This is a genomic window from Paraburkholderia sp. PGU19 (assembly GCF_013426915.1).
Classification (GTDB): Bacteria; Pseudomonadota; Gammaproteobacteria; order Burkholderiales; family Burkholderiaceae; genus Paraburkholderia.
In genome coordinates, this window is record NZ_AP023182.1 from 1,422,137 (window position 1) to 1,440,798 (window position 18,662).

An 18,662-nucleotide genomic window follows, 5' to 3' on the forward strand; every position below is an offset into this window, starting at 1 on the left:
GAAGTCGACACCTGTGGGGCGAGCAACTACGAATTCTGGCGATACCGATGACGTGCATTGGGCAATACGGTACGGCGTCGATGGTGAGAATCTTGGGTTGTGGACAAAGTTGAACGGCCAGTTCGAGCAGCAAGGCAACTCGAGCGACACGGTGTTCTCGATCGGCGAGACTCTCGCCTACTTCTCGACGCACATGACGCTGCTTCCTGGCGACATGCTCGCGACAGGAGCGCCGCCGGGAGTCGGGTTGTGCAAAATCCGTTCATGGCACCCGGTGACGTGCTGGAATGCGACATCACGCATCTGATAGCTCTGTCATTAACGTGCCTACCCGGTTGCTGGGGTGAGCGACCGTTGCGCCCCGAAGGCTGTCATTGCGTGGCCAGGAATTCGAATGGCAGTTGAGGGTCGTCCCCTGCCTTTGCAGAACTACCACAGCTGACATTCACGTGAACTGTTGGTCGGTTGGCTGCTGAGCGACAATTACCGCCACTGAGCGGATCACCGGCCAGCGGCGGCTATGGCCGAAATGTGCGCATTGGACATCGGACAGGTTACGCAGTGAACAAGCCGTTTGCGTGAAGGCTCAGCGCGATGGACGAGCGCCAACAGGCCCCCTCACCGCCCGAAAAATCGCGCTGCAGCGCTGCAGCGCTGCCGCTGGCGCAACCATCAACCAACGGCTGCAGTGGTCAGCACTGCCGACGTCGAGCACATGATCAACTAGAACGATAGCTTTGTGCCCGTCCGGAAGACAGCAAGAGGCGTATTCGATATTTATTGATATAACGAATCATATTATGTCATAGCACGTCATAACATGTCGTCGCATGGCGATCCAGCGGGCATGATCGCGCACTGAAATAAAAGGTTCACGGAATCCCAAAATTGCGGTTGCTGCTGTAACCAATCTTCAGTTCGCGACGATCTATCAAATGCAGCGACTATCCGGCCGATTCACACGGTGCCGGTGTGCTCGTTTTCTCTCGACCATCTCGACATTCAATGCCCATGAATCTCTTTCGCTCTCTACTCCTTGTTGTAAATCCATCCTGGCTCGCGGCCCGCTTCGAGCGATTCTCAGCTCTGCCTATCCGACTGATCGTGGGCTACGGCTTTATGGCACACGGTTATGCAAAGCTCGTCAAGAATCCGGAAAACTTCGTTGCAATCCTCCACGCGCTTGGCGTTCCGGCCCCTCATCTGATGGCATGGAGCACCATCGTCATAGAACTGCTTGGCGGCTTCGCGATCCTCGTCGGCGCATTCGTGCCGCTCGTCACAATTCCGATGCTCGCCGTGCTGCTCGTGGCCACACTCACGGTGCACCTGCAATTCGGATTCGCTTCGATCAAGTTGATGTCGGTAACAGGTGGGATACCAAAGTTCGGTCCGCCGGGTTATGAAACAGATCTGCTTTACGTTGCGGGCCTGATTGCGCTCGCGTTCGATGGCCCGGGGCCCCTGGCCGTGGACGGTATGCTCAGGCGCTGGTATGCCCGCCGCGTTGACGGCTTATCGCGGGCGTGACGTGCGTAACGTCGACCGCTTGACGTCCTTCGTGGCGATGACATTGCCTCCCCGTGCTGGCCGCGAGATACAGACGACCGCGACGAAAAGTCTCGATGCGAACTCAATGATGTCAGAAGCTGAACGCCAGCTCACGGCACTGCTCACGCGTTCGATCAACGGTGACAGGCACGCGTATCGAATGTTTCTCGAGAAATTGGCGTGCCATCTACGCACCCGTTTGCGGAAACACTTGCGCCAGCAGGACGCGGACATCGAAGATCTGATACAGGAAATTCTTCTCGCCGTGCACAAGGGTCTCGATACGTTCAGGCCGGAGGTGCCTCTTACCGCATGGATCAGTGCGATCGCACGATACAAGCTCGCAGATCACGTCCGCTCGGCGGTTCGCCGCAGTGCGCTGTTCGAACCACTTGATGAGGATTCGGAGGCGGAAGCTGAATCGAATTTTGACATGCTCGAAGCCCAACGCGATCTGCAGCAGTTGCTGGCCACGCTGCCGCCGCGGCAGCGAGGGCCGATTGAACACATGAAGCTGTGGGGCTTGTCCGTTGCTGAAACTGCGGCGGCGATGGGCCTTTCCGAGTCAGCGGTAAAGGTTGGCGTGCATCGCGGCCTTAAGGCACTTGCGGCAAAAATCCGGGGGAAGTCAAAATGAATACACAAGATTTGATCGTCATGCTCGCGGATGGTCCTCGCTCACCTTCGCGCTCAGCGGTGGCCGGCCGCCTCGGCTTTGGCCTTGCTGTCAGTCTCACCGCGGCGCTGTTGTTGCTTGTGATATTGCCCGGTGACGGCACCAGCCTTATAACGCGCGCAACGATGCCGGTCTTCTGGGCGAAGCTGGCATTGCCGCTCGCGATGACGCTTTCGGCCACGTGCGTGACGTCGCGTCTGTCACAGCCGGGTGTGCGCGTCGGCCGCGCCTGGGCGGCGCTGATACTTCCCGTGGGCATCGTATGGCTTGTCGCACTTATCGTGCTTGCGCTTGCCGCCCCCGAAGCGCGCGGCGACCTGATATTGGGGCACACGTGGCGTTACTGCTCGCTAAAAATCATGCTGCTCTCGGTGCCAGCGCTCGGCGCATTGCTGTGGGCCATGCGCGGACTGGCTCCTACACGTCCCCGACTCGCCGGCGCTGCCACAGGACTTCTTGCTGGAGCTTTAGGCTCACTGGCTTACTGCCTGCGCTGCCCGAGATGCATGTGCCGTTCTGGGCAACGTGGTACCTGATTGGCATGGCGGTGCCTGCTCTCGTCGGTGGCCTTCTCGGTCCATGCGCGATGCGGTGGTAAGGATTCACCGTGTGTCGAGATGACACCATGGTTGCGCGCGCACTACGGTCTGAGATCGACGCCAGCGTGTCGACTTTCTTCTTGAAATCATTCCGGCGGGGACGAGAGCGTGAGATGCGAAGCCGCTACGTGAAAAAAAGCCGCGTTTTGCTGTAACCCGCTCTCGCCCTATCCCGATCTATCAGATAGCCAGCCTGAATCGGCGGCAGCACGATGAGAACCTTCCAGGTTGCATCGACATGCCGCGCCGATCAGGCGGCGCAAGGGCGACACGGTCCGGTGAATGATGCCGCATTCAGACGGCTAGTGTTCCCGCTCCTCCGCGTCGCGCCGGACATCAGCTCTTCGGAGGTTTCAACATGCAAGTTCGCAAAGTGATGGCTATATTGCTTCTTTCCAGCGCGTCGGTCGGCGTCATCGGTACCGCGCAAGCACAAGGCAAAACGCGGGAGCAGGTTCGCCAGGAACTGATCGAGGCGGAACAGAACGGTTCCATGTACGTGACCGATTCGTCGTATCCGGATGTGAGCCCGATCTATCAGAATCTGGTCGACCGGCAGAAAGCTGCGCATGCAAATGACAGCGCCGTCGGTCCCGAGATGAACGGCTCGACCGAAACGGGGCGCTCTGCCGTGCACGAGTCACGCCCGATGCTCAACGGGCCCGCTCACGACGACGGCTGTGTCGGTCCGGTCAGCTTCTGCGATATCTATTTTGGCAGCTGATCGGTTCCGATAAAGGTGACCTGGCAATGCGATATGAGCCACGCGGTGCGCCAAGGCTGCTCCCGAATGCGCACGTCACTGGTGCGTCGTCTGGGGACTGGGCGATCCCGAACTCCCAGACAAACGGAACACTCCTATCGCTTGCTTCGTGGCTTTTGTGTTTCTGCTGTCCGAGCAGGCTTTCTGTCGATACGCAACCGATACTGGAACGTCCCGCTCCTGAAATAGAGATATTCGAAGTCGATTGGCTGACCTCGGCTATCGTGCGTGAGTCGTTCGATCCGCAGCATCGGTGCACCCGCTTTGATCTTGAGCGCACGCGCAATAGGGGCACTCGCCGATATCGCATCGATGCTCAAATCGGCGCTCCCCAAAGCGACCCCACAGTCGTTTTCAAGAATGAGGAAAATGTCGCGCGTGGCGAGATCCGCACGTTGCAGCTTATCGCCGAGTTGTTCTGGCAAGAATGTGACCTCGTAAGAAACAGGCTTGCGATTGAGCAGTCGGACGCGATGGATTTCCGCGACGTTGGCCCCGTCTGGCAAGCCGAGCTTCCTCGAGACCTCAGCAGGTGCCCGCGCAATTCGGAACGACATCACGCGATTGACGATCTCATGCCCGCTGCCCGACATCGCCTCGGCGAAACCCTGCAGCGTGGCGATGTCCTGAAACGTCGTCCTCGGCTGAGAGACGAACGAGCCTTTGCCATGCACCTTGAAGATCAGGCCTTCCTTCTCAAGATCGCCGAGCGCCTGTCGAATCGTGATGCGGCTCACGGCGAACATGGCCTGAAGCTCACTCTCGGAGGGCATGCGGCTGTGAGGCGCATACTCGCCGTTCAGAATGCCGACGCGTAGGGTGTCTTTGATCTGTCGGTAGAGCGGTATCGGAGAATCGATCTCAACCGTAGGGCGACGTGGCGGCATGGGCAATGAGCGGACGAGCAACAAAGCGACTGATCGCGCGGATTTGAAGTTTGCGGATTGTACCCCCTTCGCAGGTATGGGCGGCGTCCCCGCCACTACCCGAAGCCCGACGCTTGCAGTGCGAAGAGACATCCGTTTTCAATGAACTGGGAATATTCAGACGCTCTGATGTGTTGACACAGGTGGATCGCAAACAACACACACCGCCAAATTTCTGTCCCGGATGTGGGACGGCTACCGGAGTTTCTTCCTGCGGAACCATCGAATGGATCATCTGATTTCGATTAGGGCGTTCGTCGCCGTCATCAAGTTTCAGAGCTTCACGACAGCTGCGAAACATTTGGGGATGTCGCCCGCTACGTTATCCCGTGCGATCACAAGCCTGGAGTCGCATACAAGCACCAGATTGGTCAATCGGTCAACACGCCATGTCTCGCTCGCAGACGACGCCCGAGCGTACTTCGCTTCATGCGCGGAGATTCTGGAGCGGCTCGATCGCGAGGAGTTACGGCTTGCAGAGCAGCGCAACACCCAAAAAGGCGTACTTCGACTCGCCGCCCATCCATTCGCGGTCGAGACTGGTCTGTCACAGCTCGTTGACGAATATCTGTTGGCGACGCCCGACATACGCGTTGCGGTAACGACAACCGGCGAGCCTTTGCGCCTCGAACATGGAAACTATGATGCGGCAATTTATCCCGCTTTTCTGGTTCAGGACGCGGCTGCAATTTGCCGTCCGCTCGTTCGTTCCAGTTCAGTGCTCGTAGCAACACGCGCGTATCTCGAAGCAAGTCCACCCGTACCATCATCGCTCGATTTTACGGGTCATACATTCATCAATACGCGAGCAAGCAAATGGGATCCCGAATGCGGTTCGGTTAAAGTAACAGGGATTTCGCTCCCGCACAACGCACGTCTTCACGCCGTGATGAATGAATGCATCGCCGTGCAGCTTGCGTTAAACGGTTATGGCATCGCACTGTTGCCCACGCGCATCGTTCAACGGTATATGGAGAGCGGACGTCTGGTGCGTGTGCTGCCCGAGTACGAGTTGACCGATCCCGTGGCCGAACTCGATATCGCATTTGTACATCGTCGTACTTTGCCCAGGAGGGTGAGGGACTTCGTGGACCACTGCATTTCCTTTTTTCGGGAATCTGAGCAGCCAGACCGACGAGTATCGCCTCGTTCACGCAAAATCGCGTTAACTGGTTTGAGAGACGCCAACGCCGAGGATACAGCGATTCTGGAACACGCGTCCCGATGACGACCTCAAACACTCTCACCATCGTTTTACGGGCGACAATTAGCCTTGGGACGACGCAGGAGCTAGACGGTGTTAGGAACTTCGAAGTACTGGAATTGCATGGACAAGCATAAGCATGGCGAAGACGACAAAATGCAGGCCTGCGAGTGTTTCGGGCAAGCGTTCGTAGTCACGTGCAAGGCGTCGAAAGCGGTTGAGCCATCCGAAGCTGCGCTCGACTACCCATCGCCGTGGCAACAGCACGAAACCCTTTTTCGCTTCATCGAGCTTGACCACCTGGAGATCAATTCCCTGGGCGCGCGCGGCCTGCGCAGGATCTTCGCCCGTGTAACCCTGATCGGCAAAGGCCACTTTCACGGTTTCTCCCGTTGCCTGTTGCACCTGGCGCGCCAGTTCTGCCACCTGGGCCCGTTCCTGCTCGTTGGCCGGTGTCACGTGTACGGCGAGCAACTGACCCAGCGTGTCGACCGCCATATGCACCTTGCTGCCACGCTTGCGCTTGTAGCCGTCATAGCCTGCGCGTGGACCGCTTTCACATGTCGATTGCAACGTACGGCCATCAAGGATCACCGCGCTGGGCTGCCCCTGCCGCCCCTGCGCCACACGGACGATCGAACGAAGGTCACTCACCATGCACTCGAAACAGCCGGCCGCCAGCCATCGTTGCGTCTGCTGGTACACGAGTTCCCACGGTGGAAAGTTGGTCGGCAGCATTCGCCAAGCAGCCCCAGCGCGAGCCATCCAGCGCAACGCATTGAACATCTCCCGCAACTCATATTTCCGCTGTGGCGCACTCTCATCCATCAACGTCAGATACGCTGCCACGAAGCTCCATTCTTCGTCTGACACGTCTGTCGGGTAGGCTTTACGTTTCTCTTTTGTCATGCCTCCAGGGTACCAGGTTTGACCGGAAGTGCCTAACACCGTCTAGTTCGGATTGGTCGCGTCAGTTGCGCCTTCGCATTTCCGCTCTTTACGGAACCGCCTGCAACGTGTAGCCCTCACCGCCCTTCCTGTCCGAATAGCGCGTTCATTGAATTGCGGACGTCAATTCCTGATTTGCTCGCGGTGCGCGACACCCCGGACATGAAGAACACGTTCGGCAGTGTCCCCAGCACGATGCCGCAGTGGCGCGTCTTGTGCCACACTTTGCACGATCGCGCGGCAAGAAACAGATCATCCTTCTTCCCATCCCGATATAGACTGAAACTGGACCTGCTGCCGGGTTGTCCCAATTGAGAGCCCAGTGCTGCGCAGGCTTGCGCGATTCATCCTCATTGGAGGCGCACATGTCGACTGCAATCATCACAACACAGAATGACGGCCCGTACCACATCACAGGTGACTTCCAGATTACCACCCAGAGCGGGCAACCAATCGCCGCGGGCAAGAACGAAGTCTGGCTATGCCGGTGCGGTCAGTCGAGCCACAAGCCACTGTGCGACGGCTCACACAAGAAAGTTGGGTTCTCGAGCAATCTCGACGAAAAACCGCAAAAAGGGCAAACACCTTGATGGGGTGATTGTACTTCTCATGCATAATCTAGCGGTCGTGGAGCCGCGAGCCGCCGCCCCGCAGCAATGGTTCGCGGTTCAGCGAACATTGCACGATGGCGAGCCGCGCGAGTCATTGATGTATTGGCTATTTTCCGTAGAAACCGCCAGAATTTCCTGAGATTCACCCGACGCCCCCTTCGGGGACACTGACGATCCGGAAATCTGACGTGTGGATGCCCATCATGGAAATCGACATCCTCGGCATTGATCTCGCAAAGCAACGATGTCGAACTCATGCGCCCGGCGAAGGACATGTTCAAGCATCGCGAGGTGCGGCGCAAGCGGACCGGAAATGGACGGATCCAGGCGTAGCGAATGCGGCCAGGCCGCATCGAGTTGCGCCCGGGTGTGCGAGTCGCCGCTCGCGAACAGCGTGACGTCGTGGTCGAGGTCTACCAGAGCTTCCGTAAGGTACGAGACTACCCGTTCCGTTCCGCCGTAAAGCGCTGGGGGTACGGCCTCGTGTAAAGGCGCGATCTGTGCAACACGCATCGGGTAACTCCCCTCGTGTGCTGATTCCACGCGAGCACGAGGGAAACAGAAGATAGCGCAACGCTGTCCGTTGATCCGACCTGCTCGAACCGGGGCGTGGGCGTCTACTGCGACGACCGGCTGGTTACGAATCGCATACGGCGTTCCCGACGATCGCGCTCGCGCGGGAATCGTCGATCCGGCCTGCAGGCTACCCGAGCACCAACGTGTCTCAGGGGCGCCCACAGTCGCCGGGGCAGACGTGAGCTATATCACGAACCTTGTTCGCCCCCCAATGAAGGACCAGCAGAATCCGGGAGCGGCCACCGCGCAGGTATTATCAGTGCGCGTCTCCAGATGAACCGCGCGTGCCCATCCAACCAGGCATCAATACGATCACCCTCAGTACCGCAACAGGTTAGCGAGGGCGAAAGCTCAACGCCGGGCGCTGCCCCAGTCCCACCAGTCGCGATGGTAATCCAATCGTCCAAGCAGTTTTCGGTGCATCTGCTCCCGGCGATAGTGAACGGCGACGAACGCCGTTGCAGACTAAGAGGCGCGCTGGCGATTGTCCGTAAAGATCGGCGCATGGTGCGCAGGGTTGAATCCAGAGTTCCACCGCGATATCTTCGACGCTCGCCGCAATGAAACCCTTCGTCGAAAAGATATCGCGCGCTGCATTCAGCAGACGTTCGCTCATCTGCTCCTTGCTTTGCTCTCTGGTCAGACGCATCGGTTTCACCGGCGAAAGACGATCGTGGCGCAAATGCTGCACTACTATTCAACCCATCGTCATTACTGGTGCGACGAGATGCGCTGATGCCTTCAATCCGTGATAACTGCCTGGTTATCACGGCAATTACGCTTGCAATAATCGGTGATCGGATCGGTGTCGACCCTGAGCGGACACGCAAGTACGCGATCGATCAGGCTGTTTCCGCGTCGAAAGTGGCCATTCATTCGTAACTTTCGCTGCATACCGCGATAACAGGAAGGCACCACGGCTCGCCCGTCGCGCCTGCGGCGATTCGCACCGCGACGACGAATCTATCCGGCGGCAAGAAAATGCCCAGCTTGAAACGTTCCTCACTACTTCGAATACATGCGGTCGCACAATTCTCTGCTTGCTCCGAGCAGACAAGACAAATTCGTCCCCGCGCGCATTTGTTGAGCGACAGACTCGGCGACTTCGAGATGTGTCGCTGCGCCGGAGAGCGTCAACGCACCATGAAAGACGTCTCCGGCTCCGAAGATAGGTACCGCTGAGCCGGTTGTGTGCTCGTTGGACCTATCTGATTCGAGGACGGGCAGCCAACAATCGCGCCACATTACGATCTGACGCCGAGCCGTCGTGCGGCCGCCGTACCACCGGACACGGTAGTGGTGGACAGGCAGGATGCCGCCGATATATGGCGCGAGATGCCGGCCAGCGGCCAAATGAAGCCGGCATGCTCCAAGGGGGCTACTAACACTCGGCACCTTGAACGCGACTTCTTACCCTGAACTGAACGATCATCAGTATCACACTGACGATGCCATAGAGTAACGTCGAAACGAATGCGGCCTGGAGCAGCGACTGTGGGGCATATGTCGATATAAGTTGCGAGCAACGGAGCAGCTCGTTGTAAGGGATGATGTAGCCGAGAGAAGTATCCTGAACAATGGCCAGCAACTGGCCAATCAGTGCAGGCATCATCCTGCGAATTGCCTGGGGAAGAATGATGTAATGCATCGACTTCACCTGACTCATCCCGATTGAGAGTGCGGCCTCCCGTTGCCCCCGCGGCACGGAAAGGATGCCCGCCCTGACTATCTCAGCCATTAGCGCCGAGTGATGCAGGGTTAGCGCGATGAGCAGAAACGCAATGGCGGGCCACGCCACGCCAATGGTTGGCAGAAGAACCGCCATAAAAAGGATCAGCAGCAACAGCGGAACCGCGCGAAAAGCCGAGATAAAGACTTCCGCGATCTTTCTGACAATGGGCTGATCGGAGATGCGCATCAGCGCAATCGGTATCGAGAAGGCGAACGAGAGAATACCGCTGATCGCTGCGACCAACAGCGTGGCTTCCAGACCGGTCAGGAGAAAACTCCACACCTGAGTGTTCAGAAAGACCGCCCACCGATCGTCATCGAACTGCCCTCTCTGATACAGCTTATATAAAACTGAGGAGGTCAGCGCCACGACGAATGCTCCGCCCCCGACGGCATACAACCGGTTTCTCATGACCCCGATGGGGCCCGGTGGCTCATACAGCAATCTGGTTTCGTTCATCGTACAAACACCGCTCTTTGTTCAATCGCTTTGAAGATCCACCCCGTTGGTACGGTAAGCACCAGGTAAGAGGCAGCGGCCCCGAGGAACCATAACCATTGAGCAGTTTCGACATTGATGATCTGTGACGTAGCGGTGATTTCCAGAACCCCCGCAACGGCCGCAATGGATGTGGTCTTGATGTGGACAATGATGATCCCGCTCAGCGATGGAATGACCGAGCGAACAGCCTGAGGGATCACGATGGAATGCAGGATCTGCCCGAACGACATGCCGAGACTCCGCGCTGCCTCTACCTGACCTGTCGCAATCGAACCCACTCCTGACCTGATCGCCTCCGATATCCACGCTGCGGTATAGAGGCCGAGCGCCAGCACTGACGAAGAGAATTCGGAGTACATAAAGCCAAGCTTGGGAAGGCCCCACACGATCATGACGAGAAGCGCGAGGATCGGCGTCGCACGCATCGCTTCGACGTAACACCAGGCGAAAAAACGCAGTGGTGGCGAGGGACATATCCGCGTGATCGCCAGCAAGACGCCGATGACGAATGCCAGGATGATTGAACAGAAAGAAAGTTCGAGGGTGACGCCTATCCCCTGTACAAACCGAAAGACATAATCCAGAACATACCCGAGTCCCTCTCCGGAGTCGGCCCGGCTGACCTCCTGGCCAGCCAGGCCAACGATGCAATCGCGATTAATACCGCTCGATGGTGGGAACCTGCGCTTCGCCGAAGTCCTTCAGGTCTCTGTCGTACATGCTCTGCCATTGACCGGACTTGATCATGGCCTCGAGTTCGCCGTTGATCCAGTTCCTGAACTGCACGTCATCGTGCTTCACAACGATACCGTACGGCTCTTTTGTAAACGGCTTGCCAAGAAGCCTCAGGTGATCCGGTTGCAGCTTCACGAACGGAACCAGAACGGCGCCATCGTCAGTCAAAGCGGCAAAGCGACCATCGGAGACGGCCTCGGCGCAGCTCTTTTCATCCGTCAGAGAGTGAATCTCGGCCTTTGGTGCCACCTTGAGCAGATTCGCGCCCGAATCCGTGCCCGTTACGACGCACACCGTTTTGCCATTGAGGTCACTCAGGCTGTGTATGTCACTGTTCTTGCCAACCATGACGTCCTGACCAGCCAGGTAGTACGGTCCGGCGAATCCGATGATTTTCTTGCGTTCGTCGTTGATGGTGGCGGTAGCTAGAGCGATATCAACCCGTCCGGTTTGGACGAACGCGAACCGGTTTGCGCTCAGCACGGGAACGAATTCGACGTTGTTCTCCGAGCCCGTCAGCTTCTTGGCCAGCTGCCGCGCGATATCGATCTCGAAGCCCTCTGCCTTGTTGGTCGTTGGGTTCAGCAACGAGAAGCCAGGGCCATCGAGAGACGTCCCCACTACAACCTTGCCCTTCTTCTGTATTGCGTCCATGGTCGAGCCGGCCGGGAATGTTTCACCCGAGGCGACCGCCGATAAGGTCAGCCCTACTGCTAACAACGCGACAATTGCCTTCAGCTTTGCTACTTTCATTTGAGTGTCTCCAATCTCGTTATCATGGGCTTCAGCCGTTAGTGGTTACTCTGATCTCTTACAGTGCTAGCGACGCCCCTCCTTTTAAAAATCAGTGACTTAAAATCTTCGACAGGAAATCCTGCGCCCTGTCGGACTGCGGTGATCTGAAAAACACCCCGGGACGACCCTCCTCGACAATTCGCCCATCGTCCATGAAGACGACGCGGTCGGCGGCTTTATTGGCAAAACCCATCTCATGGGTAACCACAATCATGGTCATACCGTTATTCGCGAGTTCGACCATTACATTCAACACCTCGGACACCATTTCTGGATCAAGCGCAGAAGTCGGTTCATCGAACAGCATGACTCTCGGTTTCATCGCCAGCGAACGCGCCAACGCGACCCGCTGTTGCTGGCCGCCCGAAAGTTGCGCCGGGTACGCGTTCTCCTTTTCGGCGATACCGACTTTCCTGAGTAAGTCGCGCGCGCCCGCCTCCGCCTCTTCGAGTGACTGCTTGAGGACCTTGATAGGGCCTATTGTTATGTTTTGTAGAACGGTCAAATGAGCGAACAGATTAAACGACTGGAAGACCATGCCGACCTCTGATCGGAATCTGGCCAGAGCCCTCCCTTCTTCCGGCTGGATTTTGCCAGCGATGCTTATCTCGCCCCCGTCGATTGTCTCCAGCCTGTTTATGCATCTGCACAGCGTGGATTTACCGGAGCCGGAGGGTCCGACAATAACGACAACTTCGCCGGGCATAACATCAAGATTGATGTTATGCAGGACTTGCTTTGTCCCGAAGAACTTGCTTACAGCCCGGATAGAAATGAGAGGACTGTTCGTGACTTTCGACATTGCAACCCCGACTGGTACCTGATTCACACGTATTTCAGCTTGAAATCACATGACAATTGACCCACCGCAGACCCGTTGCAGTTGCGCAGTACGGGCTCAAGCCATTCCTGTAGTTCACTGGTAGTTTCGGCATCCAGAATGCCCAGCTGTCGCATGACCTCGATCGTCACCGCGTAGGCAGTCGGATAGTCACCGCCACCGACCTTGAGCGCGATACCCAGACCGTGCACTCGAGCCCCCACACAGCGCACGCCCTGCGCTCCCGTCTTGCTCACCCACTTTCCGCGCCCGGACCGGGTCAACGCGTTGTCGGCACGTCCAGTGCCCGAATACATCTCAGGCCAGTTCATCATGGCGTCCGCCAGGGTGGCCATGCCTCTCTGGAATTCGTCGGCATCCCTGCGTGCGGCGCCAAAGCGCGCCCAGATCTTTGCGAGGCGGGATAGCGGCAACCCGATATTTGGCGCACTACATCCGTCCGTCCCGTACCAGAATTGCGTCGGGCTAGTCTCCGAGAGGTCGCTCACCACCTTGACGATTTCACGCTGCAGAAAGTGCGACGAGTCAAGGTAGTCGTATGTGGAGTACCCACCCATCTGGCAATAGGCCAGAAACCCGGCGTGTTTGCCGGAGCAGTTATTGTGTCTCTGGTCCATGGCGAAGCCGGGTGGCACGGCCTCGCCATGGAGGAATCGCTCTGGCATATGACAGCCGCAACGAAGATCCCGCTCGGTGCAGTCCGCCTTTGCGAGCATGTCTGAGACCGCGTGGACGTGGACGTCTTCGCCCGAGTGGCTCGCACACATCAGCGCTGTCTGCTGCTCGGTGAAGCCGAACTTCTGGATGCCCCCGCAAGGGTGAAGGGTAAGGCCTGAAACGGTTTCAGTGCAGATCGCGAAAACGTGTAGGCGGCCGGATCGCCCGCATATGCAATGAGCCGGCCAGTGGTGTCGACGACCGCGACGGAACCGCTGTGAACGCACTCAATGTGATCGTTACGTCTCGCCACGGCAAGTGGCTCGTGATTGAACTTCATCGCTTATCCCGTTATGCAACCTGGTGATGTTCACCCGATACGGCTCCCCCCGAAAAGCGGATCGGGCCTACCGTCCCAACTGAGAACGCCGCAAATGCGAGTCTCGTGCCATGCAGCCCTCACTATCACAAGATTTCTATAAAGTTGTGTAGTCAACGTATCTTGACAGAGCATCAATTGTTAGCAAGTTCAGGATAACCCTCGTTTTTACGATCATAGGTATCCTAACTTTGTTAGTAGTTGATATATCCACCATTTACCAGCCGACGCGAATTGCCCCCCGGAACATGGAAGGCCTTTCGCGGCGTTCTCACGTCGATGGTGATGCCTCCATTCCTTGTGCCATCTGAAACACTGTCACTGATCCGTGCGCAGGGCGCATCGCCGAGACGCGAGCGATCCAGGAGATGCAGGTGCTGGCCCTTCTTACGTGCGGCGCGTCTCCTACGCAGACAATAACGGGCCAGTCTTGAATGCTGTTTGCGTAGCTACCTTGGCGAGCCATATTCCGCTCGTGGCGTAGTGGCGGTTTTCCACCGCATATAGCATGCCTCCGTACTGCGATGACAACACCGTCACGGAGTCGCTTATCGGGTCGATCACTTCGACCACGGGCTGGCCAGCCTCGACGACCGTACCCGGTTCCACCAGAAACGCGACGACGCCGGCGTGGGGTGTGCACAGGTTTTCGGATCCGCTCAAAGGCGTTGCGGGATATTTCAGTTCTGGTTGAGGCGGTGCTCCGCAGTCGGCAACGACGCCGCGGTGACGCAGGAAATCGAGAATTGCTTCAGCGTCCTGGCGCGCTACTGCGTGGTTGACGTCGGCTTGTCCGCGCAGCTCGACGGTGACGGCGAGGCAGCCCGGTTCGATGGGTGCTTTGAGCCCGTCGGCGTCGGCCAGCGCTTGCAGTTCCCACCACGGGCGGCAGCACGCCTCGTCGAACGGGTCGCCACCCGCTTGGGTGCACAGGAACTGTGCGGACGATCCCAGATAGCGCGCTAGCGGCTCGCAGGACTTCCACAACGGCGTGCCGGTGTAGACATGCAGCGCAGCCTTGAAATCGCAATGCAGATCGAGCACGACATCGGCGTCGACAGCGAGGCACATCAGCTGTTGACGCAGGCTCGACAATTCGGTTCGAACTGTCATCTCATGAACCGCCTCCCGAAGCGCGACACGGATCAAGCGCGTATTGTTCTGGCGGTCGCTGCTCAACTGCGACTTGATTCGCGGATAGATCTTCGTTGCCAGTTCGGGGTACGACCTGTTGAAGTTTTCTCCCGATGCAAGTTCGAACCGGCCGAGCTGTTGACCGAGCAACGTCTGGTCATGCCCGATTGGGTTGGCTTGCGGCACGAGCACGATTTCACCGCGCACGTGGCCCGCGGCTTCCAGCGTTTTGAGTGCGCTTTTCAGATGCCACGTCACCAGCATGCCGGGAAGTTCGTCGGCGTGCAGTGAGGCCTGGATATACACCTTTTCGCCACTTTCAGCATGACCGAAATGGAAACTTGTCAGCTGGCGGGTCGCACCAAGACTGGGTGAGAGAAGGGGGTAATCGCGTCGTTGCATGGTGGTGCTCACATGATGTGCCTCGGCGGACTAGCTGGGGCCCTGAAACAGGACCGGCCCCAGCGGATGGCAGCTTAATCCTTGGCGCCGTACACGTCGAAGTCGAAGTATTTTTCTTCGATCTTCTTGTACGTGCCATCCTTGAGCATGCCGGCGATGGCGCCATCGATCTTGGCCTTCAGATCGGTGTCTTCCTTGCGCAGACCGACCGCCGTGCCGTGACCAAGCGTCTTCTCATCCTCGATTGCCGGGCCAGCAAGGCTGAAGTCCTTTGCGGCCGGCTTCTTCAGGAAGCCGTTCTTTGCCATCACGGTGTCCTGCAGCGAGGCGTCGAGACGGCCCGCCAGCAGGTCCTGTTCGACCAGGTCCTGGTTCTTGTACGGCACGATATTGACGCCCTTGGCTTCCCAGTACGTCTTGGCAAACGTCTCTTGCGTCGTGCCTTGCTCCACGCCCACGTTCTTGCCCTTGAGTGATTCGGCGGTCGGGAGGAGCCCGCTACCGGTCCTGGCGACCAGGTTGGTCGGGTCGTGGAAGAGCTTGGACGAGAAGTCGATTTCCTTCATGCGCTTCTCGGTCTTCGACATCGACGACAGCACGCCGTCGAACTTGCGGGCCTTGAGCGCCGGAATCATGCCGTCAAAATCGCTTTCCACCCACACGCACCTGGCCTGGATGCGCCTGCAGATTTCGTTGCCAAGATCGACGTCGAAGCCGATCACTTTCCCGTCCGGCGCCTTGTATTCGAACGGAGCGTAGGTTGGATCCACGCCAAAGCGGACTTCCGTCCAGTCCTTGGCGGCAACGCCCATCGAAGCGCTCAGCAAGGCGATGGACAACGGGATAAGGGCCTTCTTCATCGACTATCTCCTCTGTATTGGTGTCGTGCACGGTAGCGGACCGTGCCAGGCATTTTTACCGGTTGCTCGCGCATGTGACATAAGAATTTTCACTGTGTTGCCTTTATGATATATTTTGTGTCATGCTGCGCGCTGGAACTTGCCAGGAGAGAGCCGGCCAGGTTACAAGTTCGCCATTCCCATTCGCGTGAGACACGCCATGTCGAGTAGTTCCACGGCTCTGTATGAGTCTTCCGTGATGCGCCATATCGCCATGGTTCGTCCACGCCTGCCGCCAGCGCTCGGCAGGGTGGCGGATTACTTGTTGCGACATCCCCTCAAGGCCGCCACGCTGACCATTGAAGAGCTGGCTGCCGCGACCCAAACCTCTCCAGCTGCGGTCAACCGTCTCGCGCGCTCGCTCGAACTTGGCGGCTATTCCGGACTGAAAGCCGCACTGGTGGGCACGTTGCACGAAGTGGTGTCGCCGGTCGACAAGCTGCGTGCCGAACTGGCCCAACGCCCATCCGGCGTGTTCGGACTGCAAGAGCAGCTCAGGACCACGCAGGCTAACCTTGTCGCTGTCGAGAATCCGAATCGGGAGCAGGTGTTCGAAAGCATCGTCGCTACGCTGGTCGAGGCTCGGCGCATCTATGTTCTGGGCTTTGGCAACAGCGCGTACCTTGCCGGCATGGCTGCGGCCAATCTCGTTCCGTTTTGTGCGGATGCCATCGCCATCTGCATGGAGGGAGGTAATGAACACGCGGCCTACCGCCTGGCGATGATCGGTGCGAGCGACGTGCTGCTGGCGATCTCGTTGCCGCGGTATTCGCTCGATACCGCACGACTCGCACGTTTCGCGCGGGACCGTGGCGCGAAGGTGGTGGCAATTACCGACTCCCCGGCTTCCCCGCTGGCTCAGATTGCGGATGACGTTCTGTATGCGCCGGTCGAGCACCCGGTATTGACCAGTTCCAACGTCGCTGCGCTAACAATCATCGAAGGACTGGTTGCGGCTGTCATTGCGCGCAATAAGGAGGCGGTCGGTCTCGCCGCAGAGCTGACCGAAAGCGTCCTGTCCTATCTCCACGTATCCACGGCTGACGGCGGCCGCAAGCGCAAATAGGTTTGCCGCCAGAAGCGTCTCGGGGCGGTTGCGGAGCCTTCAGCTGAAGTCGATGTCGAGGGCAGATGTCGGCGTGCGAAGGTTCACTTCCCGGACGGAGCCGTGTCCGCCATTGCCGATATCTGCCCGGTCGGTGTTGGATGAGCCACTAGGTGCTGCTGCCAGACGTTCGCATCGAGCAGGGCGGCATCGATACCAAGGCGCTGCTCGGCCACCTGACCGACGCCACTGTAGAGGTTTACGCCAATTCGCGAGGCCTGGAGCCAATGAAAGTAAGAATCAACGGCGACCTCCGGTAGTTGGAATTTTCTGACATGCGCCCATCAATAAAACACAAGCGCCGGCAGAAACGGTCAACCGCCAAACGTTCTTCGCGCAAACTTCGCGCCAGTCTATTTCGACCAGAATTTCCCTGTACCTTGATATCCATGTGCGCGCCGAACATCCGTACATACCGTTTGTAATCACCAGGAGTTTCCCGACTTCCGCGGCCTTGGTGTGACGGTGCGCCCGTCGCGATCCTGACAGAAGATGGTTCTGCGCGCACCGGCTTGCGCCGCTCAAGGCTGCTTTGCAATGCGTCAACAGCGATCTTGCACAGACGACAATCGCTGGCCGCCACGGACGGGTAGTTGCGTATTGCGCACAGCGTCGTGCGGTTAATTCCGGTCCCGAGTATCGCTCTCGCGCGTGTATTGGGCGGCGCGCGCCAATCTGGTCTCCATGCTGGCGCGATGGCCAAAGCTCTCGGCGCATACGCTCTCGCGATCGACCTCGAGCGCGACCCGGCCGTTCACCGGTTCCCGAAGCGCAAGCCATGGAGCTGTCATCAGCGAATAGCTGGCGTGGCGGCTCGCGAAAGGTCACTTGATCATGCTGCGTGGGTGGCGCCCGCACGCTACGGCACCTCGTTTCCCTTCGCCCGCATGCATTCCAGGTACGCGAGATCGTATCTTTGCTCCACATTCAGTTGTACCCGCGGCACCTGGGCGTCGCTCGCAGCGCGCGTGTCCGCGCCGCGCGTCAACTGCTCCCTCGCATACTGCCTGCACTGCGCATCGTCCTGGAGAAAAACGGTGAACGGCTTGTCGCGCCCCGGCTTCACCGCGACCGCCGGCCCGATCGGCTGCGACACGCATCCAGTGACAACCGCGCAGACCGTTGCGGCGCTCAGGATTCGACGAAGAAAACTCACGGCGTCCGCTCCGATTTGAAGCTACCTGGAAGCATCTGTTGCCCTGTGCACTCAATAGTGATAACACGACCATCACCATTGCAGGCCGTAGAACGAAGGGAATCTGTCTCCGTTGCGCCTGGAATGGTGTCACTACGAGCGTCCAGCCCATCGCCCGGAAAAAAGCACCAACAATTCAAACGCTTATCACCGAAGGAAATGTGTCACTGATCGGTGCCCTACGACGGGGCCCAAAGCGACCACGTAGTTGACGGTTCCCGACTTGCCCACGCCTGCAGCAATCGACGAACCGAGATGGGGAAGTCAACGCCACCGTCCACATCCGTCGACCCAAACGAGCCATCAGGCCAGCACAATGACGACGATCAGTGAGATTGAAAGATAAGCCTTGCACATGTGCAATCACCGTTGAATCTCACCTCTCAAATATGCGTCTCCCTATATTGTATGGATTCCATATAATATTATATGG

General features: G+C 58.1%; 18 protein-coding genes and 3 pseudogenes. 9 read left to right on the plus strand and 12 right to left on the minus strand.

The window, feature by feature from the left end; genetic code table 11:
* Window positions 1–13 precede the first annotated feature (13 nt).
* The 5 genes and pseudogenes from H1204_RS46940 (at window position 14) to H1204_RS46960 (ending at window position 3,550) form a co-directional block, all read left to right on the plus strand.
* Complete coding sequence (locus tag H1204_RS46940; protein ID WP_180735724.1) at window positions 14–307, plus strand: fumarylacetoacetate hydrolase family protein; 294 nt, start codon at window positions 14–16, stop codon at window positions 305–307.
* Between the two features lie 698 nt (window positions 308–1,005).
* A complete protein-coding gene (locus H1204_RS46945; protein ID WP_346015790.1) occupies window positions 1,006–1,530 on the plus strand; it encodes a DoxX family protein in 525 nt (174 codons plus the stop codon).
* Entirely contained in the window at window positions 1,496–2,188 is a 693-nt protein-coding gene (locus tag H1204_RS46950; RefSeq protein WP_243469053.1) for a sigma-70 family RNA polymerase sigma factor, read from the plus strand. Before H1204_RS46945 ends, H1204_RS46950 begins: the two co-directional genes overlap by 35 nt.
* Before the next feature lie 20 nt (window positions 2,189–2,208).
* Window positions 2,209–2,825 (plus strand): annotated as a pseudogene (locus tag H1204_RS46955) (DUF1109 domain-containing protein).
* Between the two features lie 359 nt (window positions 2,826–3,184).
* Window positions 3,185–3,550, plus strand: coding sequence for a DUF4148 domain-containing protein (locus H1204_RS46960; RefSeq protein WP_180735725.1), 366 nt, complete (start codon window positions 3,185–3,187; stop codon window positions 3,548–3,550).
* A gap of 134 nt (window positions 3,551–3,684) precedes the next feature.
* Here the strand turns inward: H1204_RS46960 and H1204_RS46965 are convergent, their stop codons facing one another.
* Window positions 3,685–4,476: a GntR family transcriptional regulator gene (locus H1204_RS46965; protein WP_180736362.1), complete on the minus strand. Its 792-nt coding sequence runs from the start codon at window positions 4,474–4,476 to the stop codon at window positions 3,685–3,687.
* A 265-nt stretch (window positions 4,477–4,741) separates the two neighbouring features.
* Here H1204_RS46965 and H1204_RS46970 point away from each other — a divergent pair, with 265 nt between their 5' ends.
* Entirely contained in the window at window positions 4,742–5,743 is a 1,002-nt protein-coding gene (locus H1204_RS46970) for a LysR family transcriptional regulator (protein ID WP_180735726.1), read from the plus strand.
* A gap of 72 nt (window positions 5,744–5,815) precedes the next feature.
* Here H1204_RS46970 and H1204_RS46975 read toward each other — a convergent pair whose 3' ends face one another.
* On the minus strand, window positions 5,816–6,628 hold the full coding sequence (locus H1204_RS46975) for an IS5 family transposase (RefSeq protein ID WP_180735120.1): 813 nt from the start codon (window positions 6,626–6,628) through the stop codon (window positions 5,816–5,818).
* A 404-nt stretch (window positions 6,629–7,032) separates the two neighbouring features.
* On the opposite strand from H1204_RS46975, the gene H1204_RS46980 reads away from it, so the two are divergent.
* A complete protein-coding gene (locus H1204_RS46980) occupies window positions 7,033–7,257 on the plus strand; it encodes a CDGSH iron-sulfur domain-containing protein (protein ID WP_180735727.1) in 225 nt (74 codons plus the stop codon).
* Window positions 7,258–7,521: 264 nt separating this feature from the next.
* Here H1204_RS46980 and H1204_RS46985 read toward each other — a convergent pair.
* The 9 genes and pseudogenes from H1204_RS46985 to H1204_RS47030 all read right to left on the minus strand — a co-directional run.
* Window positions 7,522–7,791, minus strand: a pseudogene (locus H1204_RS46985) (glycosyltransferase); the annotation flags it as partial.
* Window positions 7,792–8,389: 598 nt separating this feature from the next.
* Window positions 8,390–8,512 (minus strand): annotated as a pseudogene (locus H1204_RS46990) (TetR/AcrR family transcriptional regulator); the annotation flags it as partial.
* 723 nt (window positions 8,513–9,235) lie between these two features.
* Window positions 9,236–10,045 carry an amino acid ABC transporter permease gene (locus H1204_RS46995; RefSeq protein WP_180735729.1) on the minus strand — a complete coding sequence of 270 codons (810 nt, stop codon included), beginning with the start codon at window positions 10,043–10,045 and terminating at the stop codon, window positions 9,236–9,238.
* Window positions 10,042–10,749 (minus strand): amino acid ABC transporter permease, encoded by a 708-nt coding sequence (locus H1204_RS47000; protein ID WP_346015804.1) that lies wholly within the window; start codon window positions 10,747–10,749, stop codon window positions 10,042–10,044. Before H1204_RS47000 ends, H1204_RS46995 begins: the two co-directional genes overlap by 4 nt.
* Entirely contained in the window at window positions 10,745–11,575 is an 831-nt protein-coding gene (locus tag H1204_RS47005; protein WP_180735731.1) for a glutamate ABC transporter substrate-binding protein, read from the minus strand. Before H1204_RS47005 ends, H1204_RS47000 begins: the two co-directional genes overlap by 5 nt.
* 91 nt (window positions 11,576–11,666) lie before the next feature.
* Window positions 11,667–12,419, minus strand: coding sequence for an amino acid ABC transporter ATP-binding protein (locus H1204_RS47010; protein WP_180735732.1), 753 nt, complete (start codon window positions 12,417–12,419; stop codon window positions 11,667–11,669).
* A 23-nt stretch (window positions 12,420–12,442) separates the two neighbouring features.
* Complete coding sequence (locus H1204_RS47015; protein WP_243469054.1) at window positions 12,443–13,225, minus strand: asparaginase; 783 nt, start codon at window positions 13,223–13,225, stop codon at window positions 12,443–12,445.
* 674 nt (window positions 13,226–13,899) lie between these two features.
* Complete coding sequence (locus H1204_RS47025) at window positions 13,900–15,030, minus strand: succinylglutamate desuccinylase/aspartoacylase family protein (protein WP_180735734.1); 1,131 nt, start codon at window positions 15,028–15,030, stop codon at window positions 13,900–13,902.
* Window positions 15,031–15,104: 74 nt separating this feature from the next.
* On the minus strand, window positions 15,105–15,890 hold the full coding sequence (locus H1204_RS47030) for an ABC transporter substrate-binding protein (RefSeq protein WP_180735735.1): 786 nt from the start codon (window positions 15,888–15,890) through the stop codon (window positions 15,105–15,107).
* Window positions 15,891–16,128: 238 nt separating this feature from the next.
* Between H1204_RS47030 and H1204_RS47035 the strand changes: the two genes are divergently transcribed.
* A complete protein-coding gene (locus H1204_RS47035) occupies window positions 16,129–16,995 on the plus strand; it encodes a MurR/RpiR family transcriptional regulator (protein ID WP_243469125.1) in 867 nt (288 codons plus the stop codon).
* Window positions 16,996–17,147: 152 nt separating this feature from the next.
* Window positions 17,148–17,294 carry a hypothetical protein gene (locus tag H1204_RS47040; protein ID WP_180735737.1) on the plus strand — a complete coding sequence of 49 codons (147 nt, stop codon included), beginning with the start codon at window positions 17,148–17,150 and terminating at the stop codon, window positions 17,292–17,294.
* A 599-nt stretch (window positions 17,295–17,893) separates the two neighbouring features.
* On the opposite strand, the gene H1204_RS47045 is transcribed toward H1204_RS47040, so the two are convergent.
* A complete protein-coding gene (locus H1204_RS47045) occupies window positions 17,894–18,130 on the minus strand; it encodes a hypothetical protein (protein ID WP_180735738.1) in 237 nt (78 codons plus the stop codon).
* Between the last annotated feature and the right edge of the window lie 532 nt (window positions 18,131–18,662).

Bases quoted from the DNA above. Each gene is read 5' to 3' on its own strand.
- H1204_RS46945 (WP_346015790.1), top strand. From the start codon at position 1,006: ATGCCCATGAATCTCTTTCGCTCTCTACTCCTTGTTGTAAATCCATCC.
- H1204_RS46950 (WP_243469053.1), top strand. From the start codon at position 1,496: ATGCCCGCCGCGTTGACGGCTTATCGCGGGCGTGACGTGCGTAACGTC.
- H1204_RS46960 (WP_180735725.1), top strand. From the start codon at position 3,185: ATGCAAGTTCGCAAAGTGATGGCTATATTGCTTCTTTCCAGCGCGTCG.
- H1204_RS46965 (WP_180736362.1), bottom strand. From the start codon at position 4,476: ATGCCGCCACGTCGCCCTACGGTTGAGATCGATTCTCCGATACCGCTC.
- H1204_RS46970 (WP_180735726.1), top strand. From the start codon at position 4,742: ATGGATCATCTGATTTCGATTAGGGCGTTCGTCGCCGTCATCAAGTTT.
- H1204_RS46975 (WP_180735120.1), bottom strand. From the start codon at position 6,628: ATGACAAAAGAGAAACGTAAAGCCTACCCGACAGACGTGTCAGACGAA.
- H1204_RS46980 (WP_180735727.1), top strand. From the start codon at position 7,033: ATGTCGACTGCAATCATCACAACACAGAATGACGGCCCGTACCACATC.
- H1204_RS46995 (WP_180735729.1), bottom strand. From the start codon at position 10,045: ATGAACGAAACCAGATTGCTGTATGAGCCACCGGGCCCCATCGGGGTC.
- H1204_RS47005 (WP_180735731.1), bottom strand. From the start codon at position 11,575: ATGAAAGTAGCAAAGCTGAAGGCAATTGTCGCGTTGTTAGCAGTAGGG.
- H1204_RS47010 (WP_180735732.1), bottom strand. From the start codon at position 12,419: ATGTCGAAAGTCACGAACAGTCCTCTCATTTCTATCCGGGCTGTAAGC.
- H1204_RS47015 (WP_243469054.1), bottom strand. From the start codon at position 13,225: ATGTGTGCGAGCCACTCGGGCGAAGACGTCCACGTCCACGCGGTCTCA.
- H1204_RS47025 (WP_180735734.1), bottom strand. From the start codon at position 15,030: ATGCAACGACGCGATTACCCCCTTCTCTCACCCAGTCTTGGTGCGACC.
- H1204_RS47030 (WP_180735735.1), bottom strand. From the start codon at position 15,890: ATGAAGAAGGCCCTTATCCCGTTGTCCATCGCCTTGCTGAGCGCTTCG.
- H1204_RS47035 (WP_243469125.1), top strand. From the start codon at position 16,129: ATGCGCCATATCGCCATGGTTCGTCCACGCCTGCCGCCAGCGCTCGGC.